The sequence below is a fragment of the Micromonospora arida genome (assembly GCF_042873195.1).
In the GTDB taxonomy this organism is placed as follows: Bacteria; Actinomycetota; Actinomycetes; order Mycobacteriales; family Micromonosporaceae; genus Micromonospora; species Micromonospora arida.
Map to the genome: position 1 here is coordinate 94,779 of NZ_JBIALC010000001.1, position 20,970 is coordinate 115,748.

The following is a 20,970-nucleotide window of genomic DNA, read 5'->3' on the forward strand; positions in this document are numbered from 1 at the left end:
CGCTGGAGGTCCCATGTCCGAGCCCGCCGACCGCCGCTACGGTCCGGCGACCCTGCCGATGGCACGGGGTCCGCTTTCCGCAGCGGCCGTGGAGGCTCTGCGGCGCCCGCCGCACGACCTGCCGGCCGATCTCGGCGTCGGCCTCTACCCGGCGGACCCGGTCACCGACGAGGACCTGCAGCTGACGCTGTTCCTCTGCTACGAGCTGCACTACCGGGGCTGGCTCGGGGTGGACGAGTCGTGGGAGTGGCAGCCGACGCTACTGGCGCTGCGTGCCCGCTGCGAACGGGTCTTCGAGACGGCGCTGCGGCGGCTGGTCGGCGCGCCGTCGGTGCCCGCCGCCGGGGTGGCGGCCGGCCTGGCCGAGCTGGTCGCGGCCGACGACGGTCCGGCGCTGGCCGCGATGCTGCAACGCCGCGCCGATCTCACCCAGTTCCGCGAGTTCGTCGCCCACCGCTCCGTCTACCACCTGCGGGAGGCGGACCCGCACAGCTGGGCTCTGCCCCGCCTCGGTGGCCCGCCCAAGGCCGCGCTCGTGGAGATCCAGTCCGACGAGTACGGCAACGGGCGGCTGGACCGGATGCACGCCGAGCTGTTCCGGAGCACCCTCGACCGGCTGGGCCTGGACACCGGTTACGGCGCCCACATCGACGTGGCGCCGGCGGTGACGTTGGCGACCAACAACCTGATGTCGCTGTTCGGGCTGCACCGACGGTTGCGTGGCGCGCTGCTCGGGCACCTGGCCGCGTTCGAGATGACCTCCTCGCTGCCCAACCGTCGTTACGGCAACGGGCTGCGCCGGCTCGGCTTCGACGAGGTGGCCACCCGCTTCTACGACGAGCACGTCGAGGCCGACGCGGTGCACGAGCAGATCGCCGCGCACGACATGTGCGGCGGCCTGGTCCGCGTCGAGCCGGCCCTCGCCCCCGATGTGCTCTTCGGCGCGGCGGCCGGGCTCGCGGTGGACCGGCTGTTCGCCGAGCACCTGCTGGACAGCTGGGCCGCCGGCCGCAGCTCGCTGCGCGCACCGGCCCCGCCGGCCGTGCCGCCCACGGTCTCGCTTGTCGCGTCGCCCGAGGTGGCCCCGCCCGCGTTCGTCTGATCCGAAGGGCTTGTCAGGTGAGGGCGTGCCGCCCCGGGTGAGGGCGTGCTGCCCTTGGGTGGGGCGTGCCGACCCGGGTCCGCCCTTTGCTCTGCACCCGCCCATGCACCGGACACGGTCCGTAACTGGCGCGTGGGCGGGTGCAGAGCAAAGGGGACGTGCCTCTGGTGCGGCCCCTCCGCGCCCGCTCGCTGCGTGACGCGACGACGTGGGGTCAGCCCTCGCGGGTGGTGCCCGCGCGGAAGTTGATCGCCTTGTGGGTGCCGTCGCAGAACGGCTTGAGCGCCGACTTGCCGCACCGGCACAACGCCACAGTGCCCCGCCGCGCGTCGATGCGCTCGCCGTCCGGGGTGACCAACGCGAAGTCGCCGCGGACCAGCAGCGGTCCGTCCTCGTACGGGGTGATCGTGGCGGCGGCTGGCTCGCTGGTGTCGTCGGTGCGCATGGCCCCGGAAGTGCCCGTCCTGGCCCTGGCGAAACCCGAGCCGCCGAACGCCGGTGATGACCGGGGCACCCCGCTGAGCAGCGGAATGTGCCGCCGGGAGGGTGATGCCCCGTTTGAACCCCATCGGGACGGGAAGCCGGGCCGCGTGGTGAGCGAACGAGGCAAGGTGGGGCCGGTGCACAAGGTGCACAAGGGGCTCACGGCCGATGGCGCCGGTCTCGCCGGCGACCGGGTCGTGGCCGCGGGCAGCTCCGCCCGGGTGCTGGTCGCCGCCACCGCCCGGGCACTGCGCGGGGTCGACTGTGCCGACCTTGGGCAGACCGGGCCGACGTCGCGGTTCCCCGGTGCCCCCGAGCCGGTACGCCGTGCCGCGGTCGCCCGCGCCGCCGGCAAGGTCGCGCTCACCGTGGCCCAGATCGACGAGGTGGACGCCGCGAGGGTGGCCCGCTGGTTCGTCGACCAGTACCCCCGCCGGCGCTACCCCGGGGTGCTGATCGGCTCTCCGCACGGAGCGGCCGCACACCTCGCGGTGGCCCTCGGCGTGCCGTGGCTGCCGGCGGGCTTCGAGATGACCGTGCACTGGTCCGACGGCGGGGTGGACCGCCCGGCGGACGCCGCGGAGCACGGCGCGGCACTCGCCACCCGGTTGCTCGCAGGCAACGCCGACCTGCACCTGCGCCAGGTGCACTGCCCGGCCAGCCATGGCGCGCTGGCCGGGGCGACCGTGTCGCTGACCGCCGCGTGGAGGGCCCTACCAGCCGCGTACGCGCGGTTCCTGGCCGACCGGCTGGTGCCGGGTGCCCCCGTGCTGCTGGTCCGCGACGCGCGCACCTGGCCGGTCCTGGAGCGCGGGCCGGGGCACAGCTTCCAGGTCGGCTGCCCTGGCAGTGGGCTGGACCCGGTGGACTTCCACCCGGACAGCCACGCGTTGCGGCAGGTGCTGCGCTCCGTCGGGGGCGACGCGACGCGGTGGGAGCCGCCGGAGGTGTCCGTGCCGTCGGCGTACGCCGAGCACGGCGTCGACTCGGGCTTCGAGTTGGCCGCGCGGGACTGGTCCACCCGGAATCAGCACCCGCTGCACCGGGTGTTGGTGCCCCGGCCGGCGGCGCTGAGCGCGGGCGTGGCCGACCTGTACCGGCGGTGGCTGCGGCGCGCCGGCAAGACCGGTGACCGGTTGGTGGTGGAATGCGGTCGACTGCTCGACCCGTGGCAGGTGGTGCGGGCGGGGCTGGTGCCGTACTGGTGTGAGAACGCCACCCGCCGCAGCGTCGACGAGGCCGAGTGGTGGCTGGCCGGCAGCGAGGCGTTCAGCTCGGTGGACGTGTTGCCCGAACCGCCCGGGGTGCGCTCACCCGCGTTGGCCGGGTTGCCGCAGTGGCTGGCCGTCGCCGGGTTCGGCCGACGGCGTCGGGCATTGGACCGCACCACCGCGCGGGGTTACCCGGTCACCTCGGTGCCCACCCGCCGGGCCACCGAGGTGCTGCGCGCCCAGCCGTACGACCTGCCCGCGCCGCCCCCGCTGGGGGTCGCCGAGGCGCTGGCCGTGCTCCGCGACAGCGGCGGCCACCAGGGGTTGTTGGTCTCCTGAGACGGAGGACGCCGAAACATCCTCGCGAACCCGGGGTCCCGTGATTGAGTACCTACGGAGCGGGAACATCGCTGGCTGCGACGGCCTAATTGCGCTGCGTAGAGGCGGTGTCGCCCGCTGGCATCCCAGTCACTGACCCACTTTCCGGCCCGGTGCGTGGCTCGACCACGCGCACGACCGGTTTCCCGATCCGGGCGGGGGACCTTCCTGAGGGAGGCGCGGATGTTCGGACAGACGAGCACGACCACGACCACGACCCCACCACCACCCAGCGATCGCGGTCTGGAGGACCTCGACGCGGCGGCGATGGCGTACGCGGCCCGGATCGCCGGGCTGCCGCCGGAGCGGCGGGGGGAGGCCCGGGACGACCTGGTGCGCTTCGCGCTGCCGTTCGCCGGCCGGCTGGCCCGCCGGTACCGGGGACGGGGGGAGCCGCTGGAGGACCTGGAGCAGGTGGCCCGGCTGGGCCTGGTCAACGCCGTCGACCGCTATGACCCCGAACGGGGCTCGTTCACCGCGTACGCCGCGATCACCATCGTGGGCGAGATCAAACGGCACTTCCGGGACCGTACCTGGGGTGTGCACGTGCCCCGTCGGCTGCGGGACCTGATCCTCGAGGTGGGGCAGGCCACCGCCGCACTCACCAGCGAACTGTCCCGGGCCCCGTCGGTGGCCGAGCTGTCGGCCCGGCTGGAGACCCCGGAGGAGGAGATCCTCGCCGCCCTGGAGTCGGCGGCCGGCTACAGCCCGGCCTCACTGAACGCGCCGGTGGGTGGGGAGAGCTCCGCCGAGTTCGGGGACCTGGTCGGCGAGTCGGACAACGCGTTGGAGTCGGTCGACGACCGGGTGACGGTGAGCGGCCTGCTGCACCGACTGCCCTGGCGTGAGCGACGGATCCTCGCGATGCGCTTCTACGGCAACCAGACCCAGGCTGAGATCGCCGCCCGGTTCGGCATCTCGCAGATGCACGTGTCCCGGCTGCTGTCGCGGGCGCTCACCTGGCTGCGCCAGGCGATGCTCGCCGACGCGCCGCCGCCGTGGCAGAACGGCGCCGCCGAACCCGACCCGGGCAAGACCCGGATCTCGGTCAAGCAGAACGGCGACTCGGTGGTGGTCGAGGTCGGCGGCGAGATCGACCGCGACGGCGCGGACCAGCTGCGCCGGGCCATGCTGGAGGCGGTCACCGGCCAGCCCAGCGAGGTGGTCGTCGACCTCGTCGGCGCGGGTGGCTTCGACGCCGGTGGGATCGCCGCCCTGATGGCCGGTCGGGACGCGGCGGAGCGGACCGGGGTGCCGCTGCGGCTGACCCGGGTCCAACCCGCGGTACGCCGTTCGCTCACCGCCGCCGGCCTGGCGCCGGCCCGGGACTGACGCACACGGACAAGCGAAGGGCCGACACCCCGCTGGGTGTCGGCCCTTCTGCGCGTACCCCTGGTCAGTGCTCTTCGGGGTTGCCGTCGCTGTGCGGGTGCCGCCAGCGCTCGTGCGGCTTCGGCGCGTCCTCGGCGTCCTGCGGCGGGTCGCTCTGCTCGAAGCTCGGCCGGCGGACGCCCTCGGGCTCCGGTACGTCCACCGGGCGGGCGCCGGAGCGCGGCGCCGGCTGGTAGTCGACCGCGTCGCGTGCGCCGTGCGCGCCCTCGGCGGACGGCGACTCCGGGGCGTGGTGCTCCATCCGGAACTCCTCGGCGAGGTGCTGTGGCGGCTTGGTGGTGCGCTGCGGCAGGTCGCGGCCCAGATCGGCGACGAGGGGGCCGTACTTCAGGTCGAACGCCGGACGTTCGGAGCGGATCCGGGGCATCCGGTCGAAGTTACGCAGGGGCGGCGGGCAGCTGGTGGCCCATTCGAGGGAGTTGCCGAAGCCCCAGGGGTCGTCCACCGTCACCATCGCCCCGTACCGCCAGGACTTCCAGGCGTTGTAGATGAAGAACAGGGTGGACAGGCCGAGGATGAACGAGAAGATCGTGGAGATGGTGTTCAGGGTGGTGAAGCCGTCGGTGGGCAGGTAGTCGGCGTACCGGCGTGGCATGCCCTCGTTGCCCAGCCAGTGGTGCACGAGGAAGGTGCCGTGGAAGCCGATGAACATGGTCCAGAAGTGCGCCTTGCCGAGCCGCTCGTCGAGCAGCCGCCCGGTCATCTTCGGCCACCAGAAGTAGTAGCCGCCGAACAGGGCGAAGACCACGGTGCCGAACACCACGTAGTGGAAGTGCGCCACCACGAAGTAGCTGTCGTGGGTGTGCCAGTCGACCGGCGGGCTGGCCAGCAGGACGCCGGTGAGGCCACCGAGCAGGAAGGTGACCAGGAAGCCGATGGCGAACAGCATCGGCGTCTCGAAGGTGAGCTGACCCTTCCACATGGTGCCGATCCAGTTGAAGAACTTCACACCGGTGGGCACCGCGATCAGGTAGCTCAGGATGCTGAAGAACGGCAGCAGCACCTGACCGGTGGCGAACATGTGGTGCGCCCAGACCGTCATCGACAGCACGGTGATGGCGATGGTGGCCAGCACGATCCCGGTGTAGCCGAAGAGCGGCTTGCGGGAGAAGACCGGGATGATCTCGGTGATGATGCCGAAGAACGGCAACGCGATGATGTACACCTCGGGGTGGCCGAAGAACCAGAACAGGTGCTGCCACAGCATGGGGCCGCCGGTGGCCGCGTCGTACACGTGCGCGTTGAGCAACCGGTCGGCGGAGAGCGCCAGCAGCGCGGCGGCCAGCAGCGGGAAGACGAGGATCACCAGCACGCTGGTGAACAGCATGTTCCAGGTGAAGATCGGCATTCGGAACATGGTCATGCCGGGGGCGCGCAGGGTCAGGATCGTGGTGATCAGGTTGACCGCGCCGAGGATGGTGCCGAGCCCGGAGACGACCAGGCCGAGCACCCACATGTTCGCGCCCACTCCGGGGCTGTTCTCGACACTGCTCAGTGGGGTGTACGCGGTCCAGCCGAAGTCCGCCGACCCCTGCGGGGTGAGGAAGCCGCCGACCACCATCAGCCCGCCGAAGAGGTAAAGCCAGTAGGCGAGCGCGTTGAGGCGGGGGAACGACACGTCCGGCGCGCCGATCTGGATCGGCACGATGTAGTTGGCGAACCCGAACGCCGCGGGCGTGGCGAAGAGCAGCAGCATCACCGCGCCGTGCGAGGTGAAGAGCTGGTTGTACTGCTCCGGGGACAGGATCTGCATCCCCGGGCGGGCCAGTTCGGCCCGCATCACCATCGCCTCCAGGCCAGCCAACAAGAAGAAGGCGAAGGAGGTCAGCAGATACAGCAGGCCGATCTGCTTGTGGTCGGTCGTGGCCAGGAACTTGATCAACGAGCTGCCGGGAACCGGTGCGCGTACCGGTCCCGGGAAGCCCCCGAAGCGGGCCGGTGCCAGGATCGCCGGGCCCCGATCTCGACCGGGTTCTGTGGTTACCCGCTTGGGCATGGCTGCTCACCCCGTCGTGACGGCATAAAGGACGGGCGTGCTCTACCCACCCTCACACCATGTAACCAGCCAACGACGGCAATTTCGGGCAGATCGCCAGGACCGGTGCAAGCACCTCGAACGCTCAGGTTGCTGGCAGCATCGCCCAGACGGCCTTGCCCTGACCGGCCGGCACGCTGCCCCACCGCTGGGTCAGCTCCCGGACCAGCATCAATCCTCGCCCACCCTCGGCGTACAGGTCCGTCCCGCCCGCACGGGCCTGGGCGCTGCTGCCGTCCACCACCGCCAGGTGCAGGTACGGCCGGCGCAGGGTCACCGTCACCTGCATCGGCGTGCCGGCGTGGCGCACCACGTTGCCCACCAGTTCGCTGAGCACCAACGCCGCCGGCCCGGCCGCGTCGGGCAGGTTCCACCGCGCGCACGCGTCGGTGACCAACTCCCGGGCACGCCGGCAGGCCCCGGCCACCGGCTCCAGCCGGGCCCGCATCCGCAACGTGGACGTCGTGCCGGCCAACCGGGTCGCCTCCGCGCAGTCCGCGGACACCGGGAGCACCCGGCACGTGGTCGACTCGGCCAGCCATCGTGCGGCGATCGGCGACGGGGAGCAGAGCAGCACCGGCACCGCCGGCCACTCCTCGGCCCGGCGGGCGGTCGCGGCGAAAACGGACAGCGCCAACCGGTCCTCCACGCTCACCCCGGCCATGTCGACCACCAGCGCCTCCGGCTGGTCGACCAGCGCGTCGCTGAGCGCCCGGTGCACCGAGCGCATCGTGCCGAGGTGCAGCGGACCGGTGAGTCGGACGACCGCCACCGGTGCCGTGGCACGCACCTCGCAGGTGATCCCGCTCGACATCGGCGCCTCAATTCGCTGCTGGGTCGGGATCTGCCAACTACCCGAGGCCCTTCCCGCTCAAACCGGACCGACGGCGGGGCGAGGCAGGTCACGCCCCCCGCCCCCAGGTCAGCGACGGACCCGGCCGGTCAGGCCGGGGGTCGGCGGTCAGCGACGGGGCCGGCCGGTCAGGATGCCCAGTGCGATCATGCCGACGCCGAGCCCCAGGTGCAGCCAGTCGTCGGCGTCGTTGACCGGCAGCACGTTCGCCCCGGTGTCGTGGTCCACCGCCAGCCCGTAGAGCCAGAGCACCAGGTAGACCGCGCCGCCGCCGATCAGGAACGCCCGAGCGCCGGTGACCGTCCGGGCCAACAGCAGACCCGCCACCCCGTACGCCAGGTGCACCAGATTGTGCAGCACCGACACCTGGAAGACGCCGAACAGGTACGCGCCCGAGTCGTGGCCGGCGAAGCGCAGCGCGTCCATGCCGGTGGTGATCCCCGGCACGAAGCCGAGCACGCCGACCAGCAGGAACAACACCCCCACCGTCGCCGCCGCGCGACGGACCGGCGGTTTGCCGTCGGCCGGGTTGGGTCGGGCCCGGGAGTGCGCCATCGGTCCGACCATTCCCGGCTCCTCGTCGCGCGGCGGCATGAGCGCTGCCGGCTACCCGCTGGCGCGACCGGCAAACCGGGCCGGCCCCGCTGGCGGTCAGGCCGGCAGCAACCTCGGCGCGCTCGCGGACTGCCGGACCCGCTCGTACAGCTCGACGTAGCGCTGCGCCATCACCGCGGGCGTGAAGCGCTGCGCGGCCACCCGCCGGCACTCGTCGGGGTCGAGCAACTCGGCGGCGAGGACGAGGTCAGCCAACTCCTCCTCGTCGGCGGTGAGCAGCCCGGTACGGCCGTGCTCGATCAGCTCCGGCAGGCAACCCCGAGCGGTGGCCACCACCGGCGTACCCAGGGCGAGCGATTCGACGACCGCCGTGCCGCCCGGCTCCTCCCACCGCAGCGGGAACAGCGACGCGCGGGCGCTGGCGAGCAGGTCGTCGCGCTCCTGACCGGCGACGGTGCCGACCCAGCGGACCAGGTCACCGTCGACGTGCGGCGCCACCTCGTCGAGGAAGAACCGCACGTCCGGGTTCTGCCGAGCCTCGTCGCCGGCGGCGGCCAGGTCGGCCGGCCGGTGGTACGGGCCGACGGGGCCGGCCAGCACCAGCGGAATACCGACCCGGTGCGCGAGCCGGGCACCCACGTCCTGCCCCTTGCCCGGGTTGATCCGGCCCAGGATGAGCAGGTGCTCGCCCTTGTCCGGTCGGGGCCGCCGGTCGGCGTCGACGGCGAGCGGCGTGGACAGGTGCACGTGCCCCACCGAGTGCTCGCGCAGCGCCAGCGGGGCGCGGGCCAGCTGCGACGCGGAGACACCGTTGACCCGGACCCGGTCGCCGCCGTCCAGGCTGCCGTAGAGCGCCGGGTGCTTGGCCAGGTCCCAGTGCAGGGTGTGCAGGGTCGGCGGTCCGGCCGGCCCCATCGCGGCGAGGGTGGCCAGCCCGACCGCCTCGACGTGATCGTGCACCAGGTCGATGTCGTCGCGGGAGTGCAGCTCCCGGACCACGCCGGCCAGGTGCGCCTGGGCGATCCCGCAGACCTGGTTGTACGGCCGCTGCAATGCGGCGAACTGCCCGTCGGGGAAGACCGAGATCTGCTCGTCCACCGGCAGGGTGCTGCTTCCCACCGAGGCGAGCACCACCCGTACGCCGAGTCGCCGCAGCTCCGGCACCAGCGTGGCGATGACGTTCTCGATGCCGCCGTAGCCGGGCGGTGGCACCGACAGCCACGGGCCGGCGTTCATCAGCACGGTGAGACTCCTCGCGCTCATGCGGCGGCCACCCGGCGGCGGGGCACCCGGTGGCGCAGTTCGGCCAACGGTGGGCGCTCCTCGATGGACACGTCGCTGACCACGATCTCGCGGTCCAGGTTCGGCAGGGTGTCCGAACCACCGCGACGGAACTGGGTCAGCAACGCCTCCGGCGCGAATCCGGGGGTCGCCCAGCCGCGCCGTTGCAGCCGGGACCAGGCGGTCAACATGATCTGCGCGGACATCCGGCCCAGGGCCGCGGTGTCCTGGTGGCGGTGCTTGCGCTCACCGAGGTCGACCTGCGCCAGCGCGTCCAGGCCGACCAGGTCGAGCAGGTCGATCATCATGGCCGTCTCCACCCCGTACCCGGAGACGAACGGCACCTGGGCCAGCACGTCCCGGCGACCCGCGTACTCGCCGGCGAGCGGCTGCACGAAGCCGGCCAGCTCGGGCCAGAAGAGGTTGAGCAGCGGTCGGGCCATCAACTCGGTCACCCGGCCCCCGCCGTCCTGCTCCACGCTGGCGGTGCCCACCAGAGGTCGGTGGTAGAAGCCCTTCACGAAGTCGACCGACGGGTCGGTCAACAGCGGGCCGAGCAGCCCACTCACGAAGTGCGGCCGGAACTCCCGCAGGTCGGCGTCGATGAACGCCACCACGTCGCCCTCGGCGGCGGCCAGCCCGGCCCAGAGCGCGTCGCCCTTGCCGGTGAGCCGGGGCAACCCCCGGGTCATCGCGTCCTGACTGACCACCTCCGCGCCGGCGGCACGGGCCACCTGCGCGGTGCGGTCCGTCGAGCGGGAGTCCACCACGATCAGCTCGTCGACCAGCGCCACCCGATCCATGAGGTGCTCCCGGATGGTCGACACGATCGCGCCGACGGTGGCCTCCTCGTTGCGGGCCGGCAGCACCACGCTGACCCGGGTCTCACCCTTGGCACGCAACAGCCGACGGGTCGGCCAGTCCGCCGCAGCCGTCGTCCGGTACGTGGCCCACGCCTCCACCACCGGCGACACACTCGATGTCGTATCCCGCACGGGCACCCCCTCCGTTCGTGCGTGGAAAAACCAAAATTGGTTGTTCCCATTCCTCATCACGCGCTAACCGCATTCTGGGCAACAGCTTGATCACAGAGGTGACGACAATGCGTTCCCGGGGGATGAACGTTTGATTGCGCACAGCTCAGGGGACTGCTCCCAGCGCAGATGAAAAGTCTTCGAAGGGGTGTCGGAATGCGGAAATGCCGGGTGGGTCTGGTCGGAGCCGGTGGCGTGGCACAACGCCACGCGCGGGTGCTGGCCGGGTTCGACGACGTCGAGCTGGTCGGCGTCACGGACGTCGCGCCGGAGGCCGCGTCCGCGCTGGCCGAACAGCACGGCGGGCGGGCCTGCGCCGACGTCGCCGAGCTGCTGGCCGCCGAGCTGGACGCCGTGTACGTCTGCGTGCCACCGTTCGCGCACGGCCCTGCCGAGGAGGCGGTGATCGAGGCCGGGGTGCCGATGTTCGTGGAGAAGCCGGTCGCTGTCGACCTGAGCACCGCCGAGCGCATCGCCGAACTGGTCGCGCGGCGTGGGCTGCGCACCGCCGTCGGCCACCACTGGCGCTACCTGAGCGTGCTCGACCAGGCCCGCGACCTGCTCGCCGACCGGCCGGTGCGGATGGTCAGCGGCGCCTGGCTGGACAAGGTGCCGCCGGTGGCGTGGTGGTCGCGGCGGGACCGCTCCGGCGGCCCGGTGGTGGAGCAGGCCGCCCACGTGCTCGACCTGATCCGGGTGCTGGCCGGCGAGGTCACCGAGGTCACCGCGTACGGCAACGGCACCCCACCGCCGGTCGACGGCGCCGACATCGACTCGGTGACCACTGCCGCGCTGCGCTTCGCCGACGGCGCGGTCGGCACGCTCAGCGCCGCCTGCGTCCTCGGCTGGAAGCACCGCGCCGGCCTGGAGATCCTCGCCGACGGGCTGGCCCTGGCGATCACCGAGGACGGGCTGTCGATCCGCGACGCCGACGGCGAACGACACGTTCCCGCCGACCCGGAAGCCGCCCGGGTGGCGGTGGACCGCGCCTTCGTCGACGCCGTCCGCGGCATCGGCGACGACGTGCGCGTCCCGTACGCCGAGGCCCTCGCGACCCAGCGCCTGGCCCTCGCGGTGGCCGACTCGGCCCGTACCGGCGCCACCGTGCGGCTCGCCAGCGCGACCGGGCCGACGGTGCTCGCCACCGGGGTGACCGTCGATGCGTGACAAGGTCGTGGTGGTCACCGGCCCCGGCCGGGTCGACCTCGTCGAGCAGGACGCCGCCCCGCTGCGCCCCGGCACGTTCCGGGTCGAGACGCTGTTCAGCGGTGTCTCCGCCGGCACCGAGCTGAGCTACGTCAAGGGCACGAACCCCTACCTGAACGTCACCTGGAACGCCGACCTGGGCCTGTTCCAGCCGGGCGCGGCCAGCACGCCCTACCCGGTGACCCGACTCGGCTACATGCAGGTCGGCCGGGTGGTGGAGAGCGAGACCCCGGCCGTCGCGGTGGGCACGGTCGGCGCGATGACGTACGGGCACCGCACCGGCTGGCTGGCCGACCCGGTCGCCGAACGGTTCGTGGCGCTGCCCGACGACCTGGACCCGCTGCTCGGCGTCTACGTCGCGCACATGGGCCCGATCTGCGCCAACGGTCTGCTGCACGCCGCCGCCGACCTGCACGGCACCGACGTCCGCGCGCTCGGCGACGGGGTACGCGGCCGACGGGTCGCCGTCGTCGGCGCCGGTGTCGTGGCGCTGCTGACGGCGTTGTTCGCCCGGCGCAACGGCGCCGCGTCGGTGGTGGTGCTCGACCCCACCCCGCAACGCCGCCAGGTCGCCGAGGCCCTCGGTCTGGAAACCCTCGACCCCGACGCGGACGACCCGGCGGTGGTGCTCAAGACCCGTTGGGCGCACACCGCCGGCGACCGGGGCGCCGACGTGGTGTTCCAGTGCCGGGGGCAGGCGTGGGCGCTGCACCTCGCCCTGCGGCTGCTGCGGCCCCAGGGCACCGTCATCGACCTCGCCTTCTACCAGGGCGGCGCGGACGCGGTCCGCCTCGGTGAGGAGTTCCACCACAACGGGCTGTCGCTGCGCTGCGCCCAGATCGGCCGGGTGCCGCGCGGGCTCGCGCCGACCTGGGACCGCGAACGGCTCTCCGCCGAGACCGTCGACCTGCTCAGGACGTACGGCGACACGATCCGCAAGCACCTCGTCTCGGCGGTGGTGCCGTTCGACGAGGCGCCCGCCCTCCTCACCGACCTGGCCGACCGTCGCCGCCAGGAGCTTCAGGTGGTGCTCGCGACCTGACCCGCCTTTGCCGCGTGCCGGGGGCGGCTACCGTTCGCGACATGAGCACCGTGCAGGACCGGCCGGTTTCCGGCGACACCTCGACCGACCGGCCGGTCGGCGGCAGCCCCGGGGGCCGGTCGGTCGGCCTGGCCGCGTTGCTGCCGTACCTGCGGGAGCACCGCGGCACCCTGGTCGTGGTCGGCGCGCTGTCGCTGATCGGCTCGGCGGCGTCGCTGGCGCAGCCGCTGCTCACCCGGTCGGTCCTGGAGCGGATCGGCGCCGAGCAGGGCGTCTCCCAGCTGGTGGCGGTGCTGGTGGCCCTCGTGGTGCTCGGCGCGGCGATCGGCGGGCTGCGTGACTACCTGCTGCAACGCACCGCCGAAGGAGTGGTGCTGGGCACCCGGCGTCGGCTCGCCGGCCACCTGCTGCGGCTGCCCATCGCCGAGTACGACCGCCGACGCACCGGCGACCTGCTCTCCCGGGTGGGCTCGGACACCACGCTGCTGCGCGCGGTCGTCACCTCCGGGCTGTTCGAGACGGTCACCGGGGCGGTGACGGTGGTCGGCGCCGGCACGGCCATGGTGCTGCTCGACCCGCTGCTGTTCGGCGTCACCCTGCTCGGGGTGGCGCTGGGGCTGGCCTTCGCCGCCACCTTCGCCCGCCGGGTCCGGGCGCTGGCCCGGGTCGCCCAGGAGCGGATCGGCGAGATGACCTCGGCGGTGGAGCGGGCCATCTCGGCGGCCCGGACCATCCGGGCCAGCCGGGCCGAGACCCGGGAGACGGAGACCGTCACCGGCAGCGCGCGGGAGGCGTACGCGGCGGGGCTGCGGGTGGCCCGGGTGCAGGCGCTGGTCGGCCCGATCGGCTCGGTCACCGTGCAGGGCGCGTTCCTGCTGGTGCTCGGCATCGGTGGGGCGCGGGTCGCCGCCGGGGCGATCTCCGTCGGCGACCTGGTCGCGTTCGTCATGTACCTGTTTCTGCTGGCGCTGCCGTTGGGTCAGGTGCTGCGGGCGTACACCCAGTTGCAGTCCGGCCTGGGCGCCCTCCAGCGGATCGAGGAGATCCTCGCGGTGCCCGCGGAGGGCGCGGACGACCGCCCGGCTTCCGCCGCCGCGACGGCAACCCCGCGTCGCCCGACCCCGATGATCGAGTTCGACCGGGTGGGCTTCGGCTACCCGGGCGGCGAGCCGGTGCTGCACGAGGTCAGCTTCGCGGTCCCCGTCGGCACCCGGACCGCCCTGGTCGGTCCCTCCGGCGCCGGCAAGTCCACCCTGCTGGCCCTGGTCGAGCGCTTCTACGAGGTGAGCGCCGGCGCGGTCCGACTCGACGGCACCGACGTACGGGACCTGCCCCGCGACGCGCTGCGGGCCCGGCTCGGCTACGTCGAGCAGGAGGCTCCCGTGCTGGCCGGCACGCTGCGGGAGAACCTGCTGATCACCACCCCGGACGCCACCGACGACCGGTTGCGCGACGTCCTCGACGAGGTCAACCTGGGCCACCTGGCGCAGCGCACCCCGCTCGGCCTCGACGTGCAGGTGGGGGAGGGTGGCGTGCTGCTCTCCGGAGGTGAGCGGCAGCGGCTGGCCATCGCCCGCGCGCTGCTCGCCGGCCCGCCGGTGCTGCTGCTCGACGAGCCGACCAGCAACCTCGACTCCCGCAACGAGGTCGCGCTGCGCCGCGCCATCGACGCCGTGGCCGTCCGGCGGACCCTGTTGATCGTGGCGCACCGGCTGGCCACCGTGGTCGACGCCGACCAGATCGTCGTCCTCGACGGCGGCCGGGTGGTGGCCGTGGGCACCCACGCCGAACTGACCGCCACCGACCCGCTGTACCGGGAACTCGCCAGCCATCAGCTGCTGGTCGGCTGACCGCGCCCCAGGAAGGCCAACTTGCCGGGCGGCCGGGCCGCGCGCGCCGCCCGGAATCGCGTACCGTTGCCGCTCATGGGTGTGTCGCAACGGTTCAAGAGCAAGTTCCGGCGGTTCCTCCAGCGCCCCGGCTCGACCGTGGATCTTGCTCCGCTGGAGAAACTGCTCCCGGCGATCGAGGCGCGCGAGGCTGAGCTCACCGCGCTCGACGACGCCGAGCTGACCGCGGCCGCGGGTGCCGCCGCCGGTTACGAGGAGATCTGCGCCGTCGGCCGTGAGGCCGCCCGCCGTGGCCTCGACCAGCGGCCGTACGACGTGCAGCTGCTCGGCGCGATGTCGCTGCTCTCCGGCAAGGTCGCCGAGATGGCCACCGGTGAGGGCAAGACACTGACCGCCACGATCGCCGCGTACGGGCACGTCCGGCTCGGCAACGGCCCGGTGCACGTGCTCACCATCAACGACTACCTGGCCCGCCGCGACGCCCAGTGGATGGAGCCGGTCTACACCCTGCTCGGCCTCACCGTCGGCTGGGTCAACGAGGCCTCCACCCCGCAGGAGCGGCGCGACGCGTACGCCTGCGACGTCACCTACGTCTCGGTCAGCGAGGCGGGTTTCGACTACCTCCGCGACCAACTGGTCACCGACGTGGAAGACCGGGTGCAGCCCGCGTTGACCACCGCCATCGTCGACGAGGCCGACTCGATCATGATCGACGAGGCCCGGGTGCCGATGGTCCTGGCCGGCGCGGTGCCGGGCGAGCAGGACCCGGTGCACGCCGCCGCCGCGCTCGTTCGTGGCCTTCGCAAGGGCAAGCACTACACGGTCGCCGAGGACGGGCGCAGCGTGGCGTTCACCTCCGCCGGCCTGGCCGCCATGGAGGCCAAGCTCGGCATCGACCTGTACGACGAGGAGCACGTCGCGCAGCTCTCCGCGGTCAACGTGGCGCTGCACGCGCACGCCCTGCTGCACCGTGACGTGGATTACATCGTCCGGGACGGCTCCGTCGAGCTGGTCGACGAGATGCGCGGCCGGGTGGCCCAGCGCCGCCGCTGGCCGGACGGTCTCCAAGCCGCGGTCGAGGCCAAGGAAGGGCTGGACGCCACCGCCGAGGGCGAGGTGCTCGGCACCATCGCCATGCAGGCGTACATCGCGCTCTACCCGAAGGTCTGCGGGATGACCGCCACCGCCGTGCTGGTCGGCGACCAACTGCGGGAGTTCTTCGACCTCGAGGTCGCGGTGATCCCGCCGAACACCCCGTGCATCCGCGAGGACGAGCCGGACCGCATCTACGCCACCCGGGCGGAGAAGGACGAGGCGCTGATCGACGAGATCCAGCGCTGGCACGCCAAGGGGCGGCCGGTGCTGGTCGGCACCCTGGACGTCAAGGAGTCCGAGGGGCTGGCCGCCGGGCTGAACGCCGCCGGCGTGCCCTGCGTCGTACTGAACGCCAAGAACGACGACGAAGAGGCCGCGATCATCGCCGAGGCCGGCGCGTACGGCGCGGTGACCGTGTCCACCCAGATGGCCGGCCGTGGCGTCGACATCCGCCTCGGCGGCAGCGACCAGACCGACCAGGAGCGGGTCGCCGAGCTGGGCGGGCTCTACGTGATCGGCAGCGGCCGACACGACAGCCGCCGGGTGGACGACCAGCTGCGCGGTCGGGCCGGCCGGCAGGGCGACCCCGGTGGCTCGGTCTTCTTCGTCAGCCTGGAGGACGACCTCGTCGTCCGGCACGCCTCCGACTCGGTGCCGGCCTCACCGCGGATGAACGCCGACGGCCTGGTCACCGACGAGCAGGTCGACTACGCGGTGGAGCACGCCCAGCGGGTCGCCGAGGGCGTCAACCACGAGATCCACCGCAACACCTGGCGCTACAGCGTCGTGATCGAGCAGCAGCGCAAGGCCCTCGCCGCGCGCCGGGAGCGGCTGCTGACCAGCGACGTGGCCGCGGTGATGCTGCTGGAGAAGGAGCCCGAGAAGGCCGGCGAGATGGACGAGGACCTGCTCGCCCGTGCCGCCCGGTCGATCGCGCTCTACCACCTGGACCGGCTCTGGGCCGAGCACCTGGCCGAGCTGTCGGAGGTCCGCGAGGGCGTGCACCTGCGCGCGCTGGGCCGGCTCGACCCGCTGGACGAGTTCCACCGGGCCGCGGTGCCGGCGTTCAACGACCTGATCCCGGAGATCGAGGCCCGCACCATCGCCACCTTCACCGAGACCGAATTCGATGAGAACTGGCAGCCCGACGACGGCACCCTGGTCCGGCCCACCGCCACCTGGACGTACCTGGTGCACGACAACCCGTTCGGGTCCGAGCTCGACCGTCTGATCGCGTCGATCGGGCGGCGGCTCAGCGGCGCCTCGCGCTGACGTACCGACCGTCGGGGCCCCGACCGCGCCTCCGCGCGCGACCGGGGCCCCGATTTACGCCGTTTCGACCCAGGTTTCCCAGGGTAGTAGGGCTGGTCGGTCGAGTCGGGAGAGAGCAGACGATGACACAGGTGACGATGCGTACCGGGCAGGCACGGGACGGCACGGAGGCTGCGAACCGGTGAATCTCGACACGCGGGAACCGGTGGTGCGCACCCTCGGTGTGCTGGAAGCAGCCGCCCTGTTGCGGGAGCTGACCGCCGGGCTGATCGCCCTGACCGACTTTGATGAGGCGCTGCTGGCCCTGGTCCGGGTCACCCGGGACGCCGTCGCCGGGGTGCGCTGGTGCGGGTTCACCGCCCTGCGGGCCGGTGAGCCGGCCGGGGTGGCCGCCTCCGACGAAGGGCTGGCCGGGCTGGACGACCTGCGACACGGGCCGGACACACCGGCGATGAGCGCGATCCACCGCCGCGAGATGATCCTCGCCGCCGACCTGACCGGTGAGCTCCGCTGGCCGGCCTGGACGGCGCACGCCCGCGACCTCGGCGTACGCGGGGTGATCTCCGCACCGGTCGACATCGACGACCAGGTCATCGGGGCGATCAACCTGTACGCCGCCGCGCCGGACCTGCTGACCCCGCAACACCAGTTGACCGCCATGCTGCTCGCCGAACACGCCGGTCTGCTGCTCGCCGCCGTCCGCGACCGCGGCCGGCAGATGACCCTCGCCGGGGAACGGGACGCCTCACTCCTGCACGACGGGGTGGTGGGCCAGGCCGTCGGCGTGATCATGACGCAGCGCGGATGCCCGCCGGCCGAGGCCCTCGACGTGCTGCGTACGGCCGCCTCGTCGCTGGACATCCCGCTGCGCGAGGTGGCCGAGCGCCTGGTCCGGACTGTCTCCCGCCAACGCGACAACTGACCCCGGCCGCTAGGGCCGCGTGGATCGCGTCGGCCGCTGGGGCCGCGTCGGCCGCTGGGGTCGCCTGGGCCGCTGGGGTCGCGTGGGCCGCTGGGGTCGCCTCGGCGGTGTGATCCACTCGGGTTCCTGGAAATCGCGGTGTCACGGGTCGGCGGACGCCCCGACTTCCGGAAACTCGAGTCGATCAGCCGGCGGTCTGGCCGTCCGGCCTCGGCGGGCGCGGCCACGGTGCCCGTTCTCCCTGTCGGCGGCGAGTCGGGCGGCATCGTTTCGCCTCGACCGGCCCCGGGTAGCACTCTGGTCAGGTGAGCTGCGCCGACCTGGGGGAGGACCGATGCAGAGCAGGCTGCGGGTGCAGGGGCACCCGATCCAACCGATGCTGGTGACGTTTCCGCTCGGGCTCTTCGTCAGCGCCACCGTCTTCGACCTCACCGACGTGATCGGGGGGCCCGCGTTCCTCGGCGAGGTCGGCTACTGGACCAGCGTCGCCGCCCTCGTCGCCGCCGCGCTGACCGCCGTGGCCGGCATGGTCGACCTGTGGGACGTGCCGGGCGACCGTACCCGCCGCACCGCCGTCGCCTTCAACCTGGTGAACGCGGTGATGGCCGCCATGTTCCTGCTCACCTGCCTGGTCCGGTCACACTCCCCGCAGCGCGGCGCGTCCGTCGCGATCCTGGTCACCGAACTGGTCGCGTTGGCCGTCGGCGGGGTCGGCGTGCACCTGGGCGCCCGGCTGATGCGTCAGTTCGACAGCGGCCGCGCCGAGTCTGGCAGCCTCGACGCGCTGGCTGGCTCCACCGGCGAGATCGCCCGCCCCTGACCCGCCCTGCCGGCGGTCTCGTCTCTGACCCCACCGGCCGAGCAGGCCCCGCTACTGGACCCTCTGGACTCGGCCCTGACCGCACCCACCGAGCGGGCCCGCTGACCCGACCCGCCGGACGCGCACCGGACCCCACCCGCCGGGCCGGCCCGGTGACCCGACCCGCTGGACGCGTCCCCGACCCGCTGGACGCGTCCCCCGACTCGCGGGGCGCACCCGACCCGCTGGACGCGCCCGACCCCGCCGTCCGGCCGGCAAGTGGGCCTGGTGTGCGGGGCCGGCATCTGTGCGACTGGTCGGTCTACCATCCCGGGATGACCTCCTCTCTGGACACGCTTCCGAAGATCGGCACGCCCGCCACCAGGGCTCTGAACGGTGCCGGCTACACCGCGCTGCGCCAGCTCGCGGACGTTCCCCGGGCGGACCTGTCCAAGCTGCACGGCATGGGCCCGAGGGCGCTCGGGATCCTCCAGGCCGCCCTCGAAGAGCACGGGCTGAGCCTCGGCTGAGATCCACCGCGGACACCCCGGCCGGGCGGCGGCAAATGGGTTGCCGGCCGGGCGATCGGCCGCGAAGTTGACCGCCATGACCGTTGAGCGTGACGCCGAGGACTTGATCGCGGAGGCGGCCGCCGCGCCCGTCGAAGGTTGGGGCTTCGGCTGACTGGCCGGCCGGGCCACCGAGGAGCGTCCACCCTGGGGGTACGCGCGGCTGGTCACCGACCGGATGGCGAGGGCCGACGCGGCGCTGGACGTGGACACCGGCGGCGGGGAGGTGCTCGCCGAGGTGCCGCGTCCACCGAGGCTGCTGACGGCGACCGAGGCGTGGCCGCCGAACGTGGAGGTTGCCCGCCGGACCCTGCGTCGGGTCGGCGCGTCGGTGGTCGCGGTCGCGCCGGCTTCCTGATCGAGGCCACCCGCCCCTGACGGCCACCCCGACCCGCCGATCTTGCACTTTCGGTACCCGCGAAAGCCGCCTACCCGGGCAACTCGACCGCCGAAACTGCAAGATCGGCGGGGCGGGGGCGAGGGCGGGGCGAGGGCGGGGGGCGGGGGCGGGGTTAGTGGGGGTGGGTGTGGTGGTGGGTTGCCAGGACGTCGGCGCCGAAGTCGCTGGCGGGGCGGCGCAGCACAGTGTGTGCGTGGTTGCCGTCCGCGGTGGTGTTGTCGTACTCGATCAGCAGGTCGTCGCCCTGCACCCGGTAGTAGTGCCGCCGCCCGGGGTGGGTCGGGCCGGCCCAGGCGAAGTGCAGTGGGCCGGCGTCCAGTCGGGTCGCCTCCCGGATGGCCAGTTCGGGCGGCAGCCGGTCGAGGTAGAGGGCGACCACCTGGTCGAGCAGCGCGCGGCCGGTCGGTCCCAGTCGCTCCGCCGGTACGCCGAGGGGCTCCAGCGGCGCGTCGACCCGTCCGCGGGTGGCGCTGATGATGTCCGCTGGCGCCTCGTCGGCGATGATCGCGGCGGCCCGCTCGGCCGGGCCCAGCGCGTCGAGCAGGGCGCGGGCCAGGTCCTCCTCGACACCGAGTGGACGGGAGACCGGCCGGCCGGCGTAGCGGACCGCGGCCGGGTTGGCGCCGAAGAAGATCGGCGCGGGGGAGACCTGACCGTCCACCACTGTCATGTTCACCGACAGGTGGTGCCCTTCGAGTCGCCACGCCCAACGGTCGTCGCGCGCCGGGTCGCCGAACACGGCCACCCAGTAGTCGCCGCTGTGCCGCCCGCGCTGCCAGCCCTCGGCCCGGTCCAGCACCTCCTCCAGCGAGATGATCGCCATCGCCTGTGCGTACGCCGAGGGGCTGAGCGCGGTGGCCAGCAACCGGTGGGCGGCCTTGCGGGCGGTGACGTCGAGCTCGGCGAGGCAGACGCCCGGTCGGGGTCGAGGCCGGTATTCCAGCCAGCGTCGGGCCGCCTCGTCGTCGAACGAGTGCATCGCGCTCTCGCGGGCGGCGGGGTCGAGGGCGGTCAGCAGCGCGGTGCTGGCCGCCCGCATCTGCTCGGGCAGAGGATCTTCCACCGCCCCTGTATACCGCCCGGCCGTGCCGGTGTCAGCCGACGCGCAGCAGCTCGGTCATCTCCGGCAGGTCGAAGAAGTTCGCGGTCTCGACGGCTGACGGGTTGCCGTGTGCCGGATCCGCGCCGGCGGCGAGGAGCGCGCGGACCGCTTCGGTGCTGCTGCGGAAGACCGCCGCCGCCAATGCGGTCTGACCGCGGTCGTTGGCCCGGGTGTGGTCGGCGCCGCGGCTGAGCAGGGCGGCCACCGTGTCCGGGTGAGAGTGGTACGCGGCCAGGATGAGCAGCGTGTCGCCCTTGTCGTTGGTGAGGTTGACCGGCAGGCCGGCGTCGATCTGCGCCGCCAACTCGTCGGTGGCGCCGGCTCGGGCCAGGTCGAACATCCGGTGCGCGAACGCCAGCGTCTCGGCGTCGAGGTTCTCGGTCACCGGT

At 73.1% G+C, this 20,970-nt stretch carries 18 protein-coding genes and 1 pseudogene; 11 read left to right on the top strand and 8 right to left on the bottom strand.

The window, feature by feature from the left end; translation table 11 throughout:
* Positions 1 to 13 precede the first annotated feature (13 nt).
* Positions 14 to 1,102 carry an iron-containing redox enzyme family protein gene (locus ACFYP0_RS00480; protein ID WP_355499988.1) on the top strand — a complete coding sequence of 363 codons (1,089 nt, stop codon included), beginning with the start codon at positions 14 to 16 and terminating at the stop codon, positions 1,100 to 1,102.
* 214 nt (positions 1,103 to 1,316) lie between these two features.
* Here the strand turns inward: ACFYP0_RS00480 and ACFYP0_RS00485 are convergent, their stop codons facing one another.
* The gene (locus ACFYP0_RS00485) at positions 1,317 to 1,547 is read right to left on the bottom strand and encodes a CDGSH iron-sulfur domain-containing protein (RefSeq protein WP_112587484.1); all 231 of its coding nucleotides are present in this window, start codon (positions 1,545 to 1,547) and stop codon (positions 1,317 to 1,319) included.
* Positions 1,548 to 1,692: 145 nt separating this feature from the next.
* Between ACFYP0_RS00485 and ACFYP0_RS00490 the strand changes: the two genes are divergently transcribed.
* Both ACFYP0_RS00490 and ACFYP0_RS00495 read left to right on the top strand, forming a co-directional pair.
* Complete coding sequence (locus tag ACFYP0_RS00490; protein ID WP_356980012.1) at positions 1,693 to 3,135, top strand: hypothetical protein; 1,443 nt, start codon at positions 1,693 to 1,695, stop codon at positions 3,133 to 3,135.
* A gap of 222 nt (positions 3,136 to 3,357) precedes the next feature.
* Complete coding sequence (locus ACFYP0_RS00495) at positions 3,358 to 4,506, top strand: SigB/SigF/SigG family RNA polymerase sigma factor (RefSeq protein WP_124858316.1); 1,149 nt, start codon at positions 3,358 to 3,360, stop codon at positions 4,504 to 4,506.
* Between the two features lie 64 nt (positions 4,507 to 4,570).
* Here the strand turns inward: ACFYP0_RS00495 and ctaD are convergent, their stop codons facing one another.
* The 5 genes from ctaD to ACFYP0_RS00520 all read right to left on the bottom strand — a co-directional run bounded on the left by ctaD (position 4,571) and on the right by ACFYP0_RS00520 (position 10,252).
* Positions 4,571 to 6,562: an aa3-type cytochrome oxidase subunit I gene (ctaD, locus tag ACFYP0_RS00500; protein ID WP_355496592.1), complete on the bottom strand. Its 1,992-nt coding sequence runs from the start codon at positions 6,560 to 6,562 to the stop codon at positions 4,571 to 4,573.
* Between the two features lie 124 nt (positions 6,563 to 6,686).
* On the bottom strand, positions 6,687 to 7,415 hold the full coding sequence (locus ACFYP0_RS00505) for an ATP-binding protein (protein WP_355496589.1): 729 nt from the start codon (positions 7,413 to 7,415) through the stop codon (positions 6,687 to 6,689).
* A gap of 147 nt (positions 7,416 to 7,562) precedes the next feature.
* The gene (locus ACFYP0_RS00510) at positions 7,563 to 8,021 is read right to left on the bottom strand and encodes a DUF4383 domain-containing protein (protein WP_124858322.1); all 459 of its coding nucleotides are present in this window, start codon (positions 8,019 to 8,021) and stop codon (positions 7,563 to 7,565) included.
* 84 nt (positions 8,022 to 8,105) lie between these two features.
* A complete protein-coding gene (locus ACFYP0_RS00515) occupies positions 8,106 to 9,272 on the bottom strand; it encodes a glycosyltransferase (RefSeq protein WP_355496586.1) in 1,167 nt (388 codons plus the stop codon).
* On the bottom strand, positions 9,269 to 10,252 hold the full coding sequence (locus ACFYP0_RS00520; protein ID WP_356980127.1) for a glucosyl-3-phosphoglycerate synthase: 984 nt from the start codon (positions 10,250 to 10,252) through the stop codon (positions 9,269 to 9,271). Before ACFYP0_RS00520 ends, ACFYP0_RS00515 begins: the two co-directional genes overlap by 4 nt.
* Positions 10,253 to 10,480: 228 nt before the next feature.
* Between ACFYP0_RS00520 and ACFYP0_RS00525 the strand changes: the two genes are divergently transcribed.
* The 8 genes and pseudogenes from ACFYP0_RS00525 to ACFYP0_RS00560 all read left to right on the top strand — a co-directional run.
* Positions 10,481 to 11,491 carry a Gfo/Idh/MocA family protein gene (locus tag ACFYP0_RS00525; RefSeq protein WP_355496582.1) on the top strand — a complete coding sequence of 337 codons (1,011 nt, stop codon included), beginning with the start codon at positions 10,481 to 10,483 and terminating at the stop codon, positions 11,489 to 11,491.
* On the top strand, positions 11,484 to 12,572 hold the full coding sequence (locus ACFYP0_RS00530) for a zinc-dependent alcohol dehydrogenase (RefSeq protein WP_355496580.1): 1,089 nt from the start codon (positions 11,484 to 11,486) through the stop codon (positions 12,570 to 12,572). Before ACFYP0_RS00525 ends, ACFYP0_RS00530 begins: the two co-directional genes overlap by 8 nt.
* Before the next feature lie 41 nt (positions 12,573 to 12,613).
* Positions 12,614 to 14,422, top strand: a complete 1,809-nt coding sequence (locus ACFYP0_RS00535) for an ABC transporter ATP-binding protein (RefSeq protein ID WP_355496577.1) — start codon at positions 12,614 to 12,616, stop codon at positions 14,420 to 14,422.
* Between the two features lie 75 nt (positions 14,423 to 14,497).
* On the top strand, positions 14,498 to 16,789 hold the full coding sequence (secA2, locus tag ACFYP0_RS00540) for an accessory Sec system translocase SecA2 (RefSeq protein ID WP_355496575.1): 2,292 nt from the start codon (positions 14,498 to 14,500) through the stop codon (positions 16,787 to 16,789).
* A gap of 181 nt (positions 16,790 to 16,970) precedes the next feature.
* Positions 16,971 to 17,711, top strand: a complete 741-nt coding sequence (locus ACFYP0_RS00545; RefSeq protein WP_355496572.1) for a GAF and ANTAR domain-containing protein — start codon at positions 16,971 to 16,973, stop codon at positions 17,709 to 17,711.
* 334 nt (positions 17,712 to 18,045) lie between these two features.
* A complete protein-coding gene (locus ACFYP0_RS00550; protein WP_356980016.1) occupies positions 18,046 to 18,531 on the top strand; it encodes a DUF2231 domain-containing protein in 486 nt (161 codons plus the stop codon).
* 314 nt (positions 18,532 to 18,845) lie between these two features.
* Positions 18,846 to 19,040 (top strand): DNA-binding protein, encoded by a 195-nt coding sequence (locus ACFYP0_RS00555; protein WP_356980018.1) that lies wholly within the window; start codon positions 18,846 to 18,848, stop codon positions 19,038 to 19,040.
* Positions 19,041 to 19,116: 76 nt separating this feature from the next.
* Positions 19,117 to 19,425, top strand: a pseudogene (locus ACFYP0_RS00560) (class I SAM-dependent methyltransferase); the annotation flags it as partial.
* A gap of 166 nt (positions 19,426 to 19,591) precedes the next feature.
* Here ACFYP0_RS00560 and ACFYP0_RS00565 read toward each other — a convergent pair.
* Both ACFYP0_RS00565 and ACFYP0_RS00570 read right to left on the bottom strand, forming a co-directional pair.
* Complete coding sequence (locus tag ACFYP0_RS00565) at positions 19,592 to 20,542, bottom strand: DUF3500 domain-containing protein (RefSeq protein ID WP_356980020.1); 951 nt, start codon at positions 20,540 to 20,542, stop codon at positions 19,592 to 19,594.
* Between the two features lie 31 nt (positions 20,543 to 20,573).
* Complete coding sequence (locus ACFYP0_RS00570) at positions 20,574 to 20,921, bottom strand: ankyrin repeat domain-containing protein (RefSeq protein ID WP_386994817.1); 348 nt, start codon at positions 20,919 to 20,921, stop codon at positions 20,574 to 20,576.
* Positions 20,922 to 20,970 lie beyond the last annotated feature (49 nt).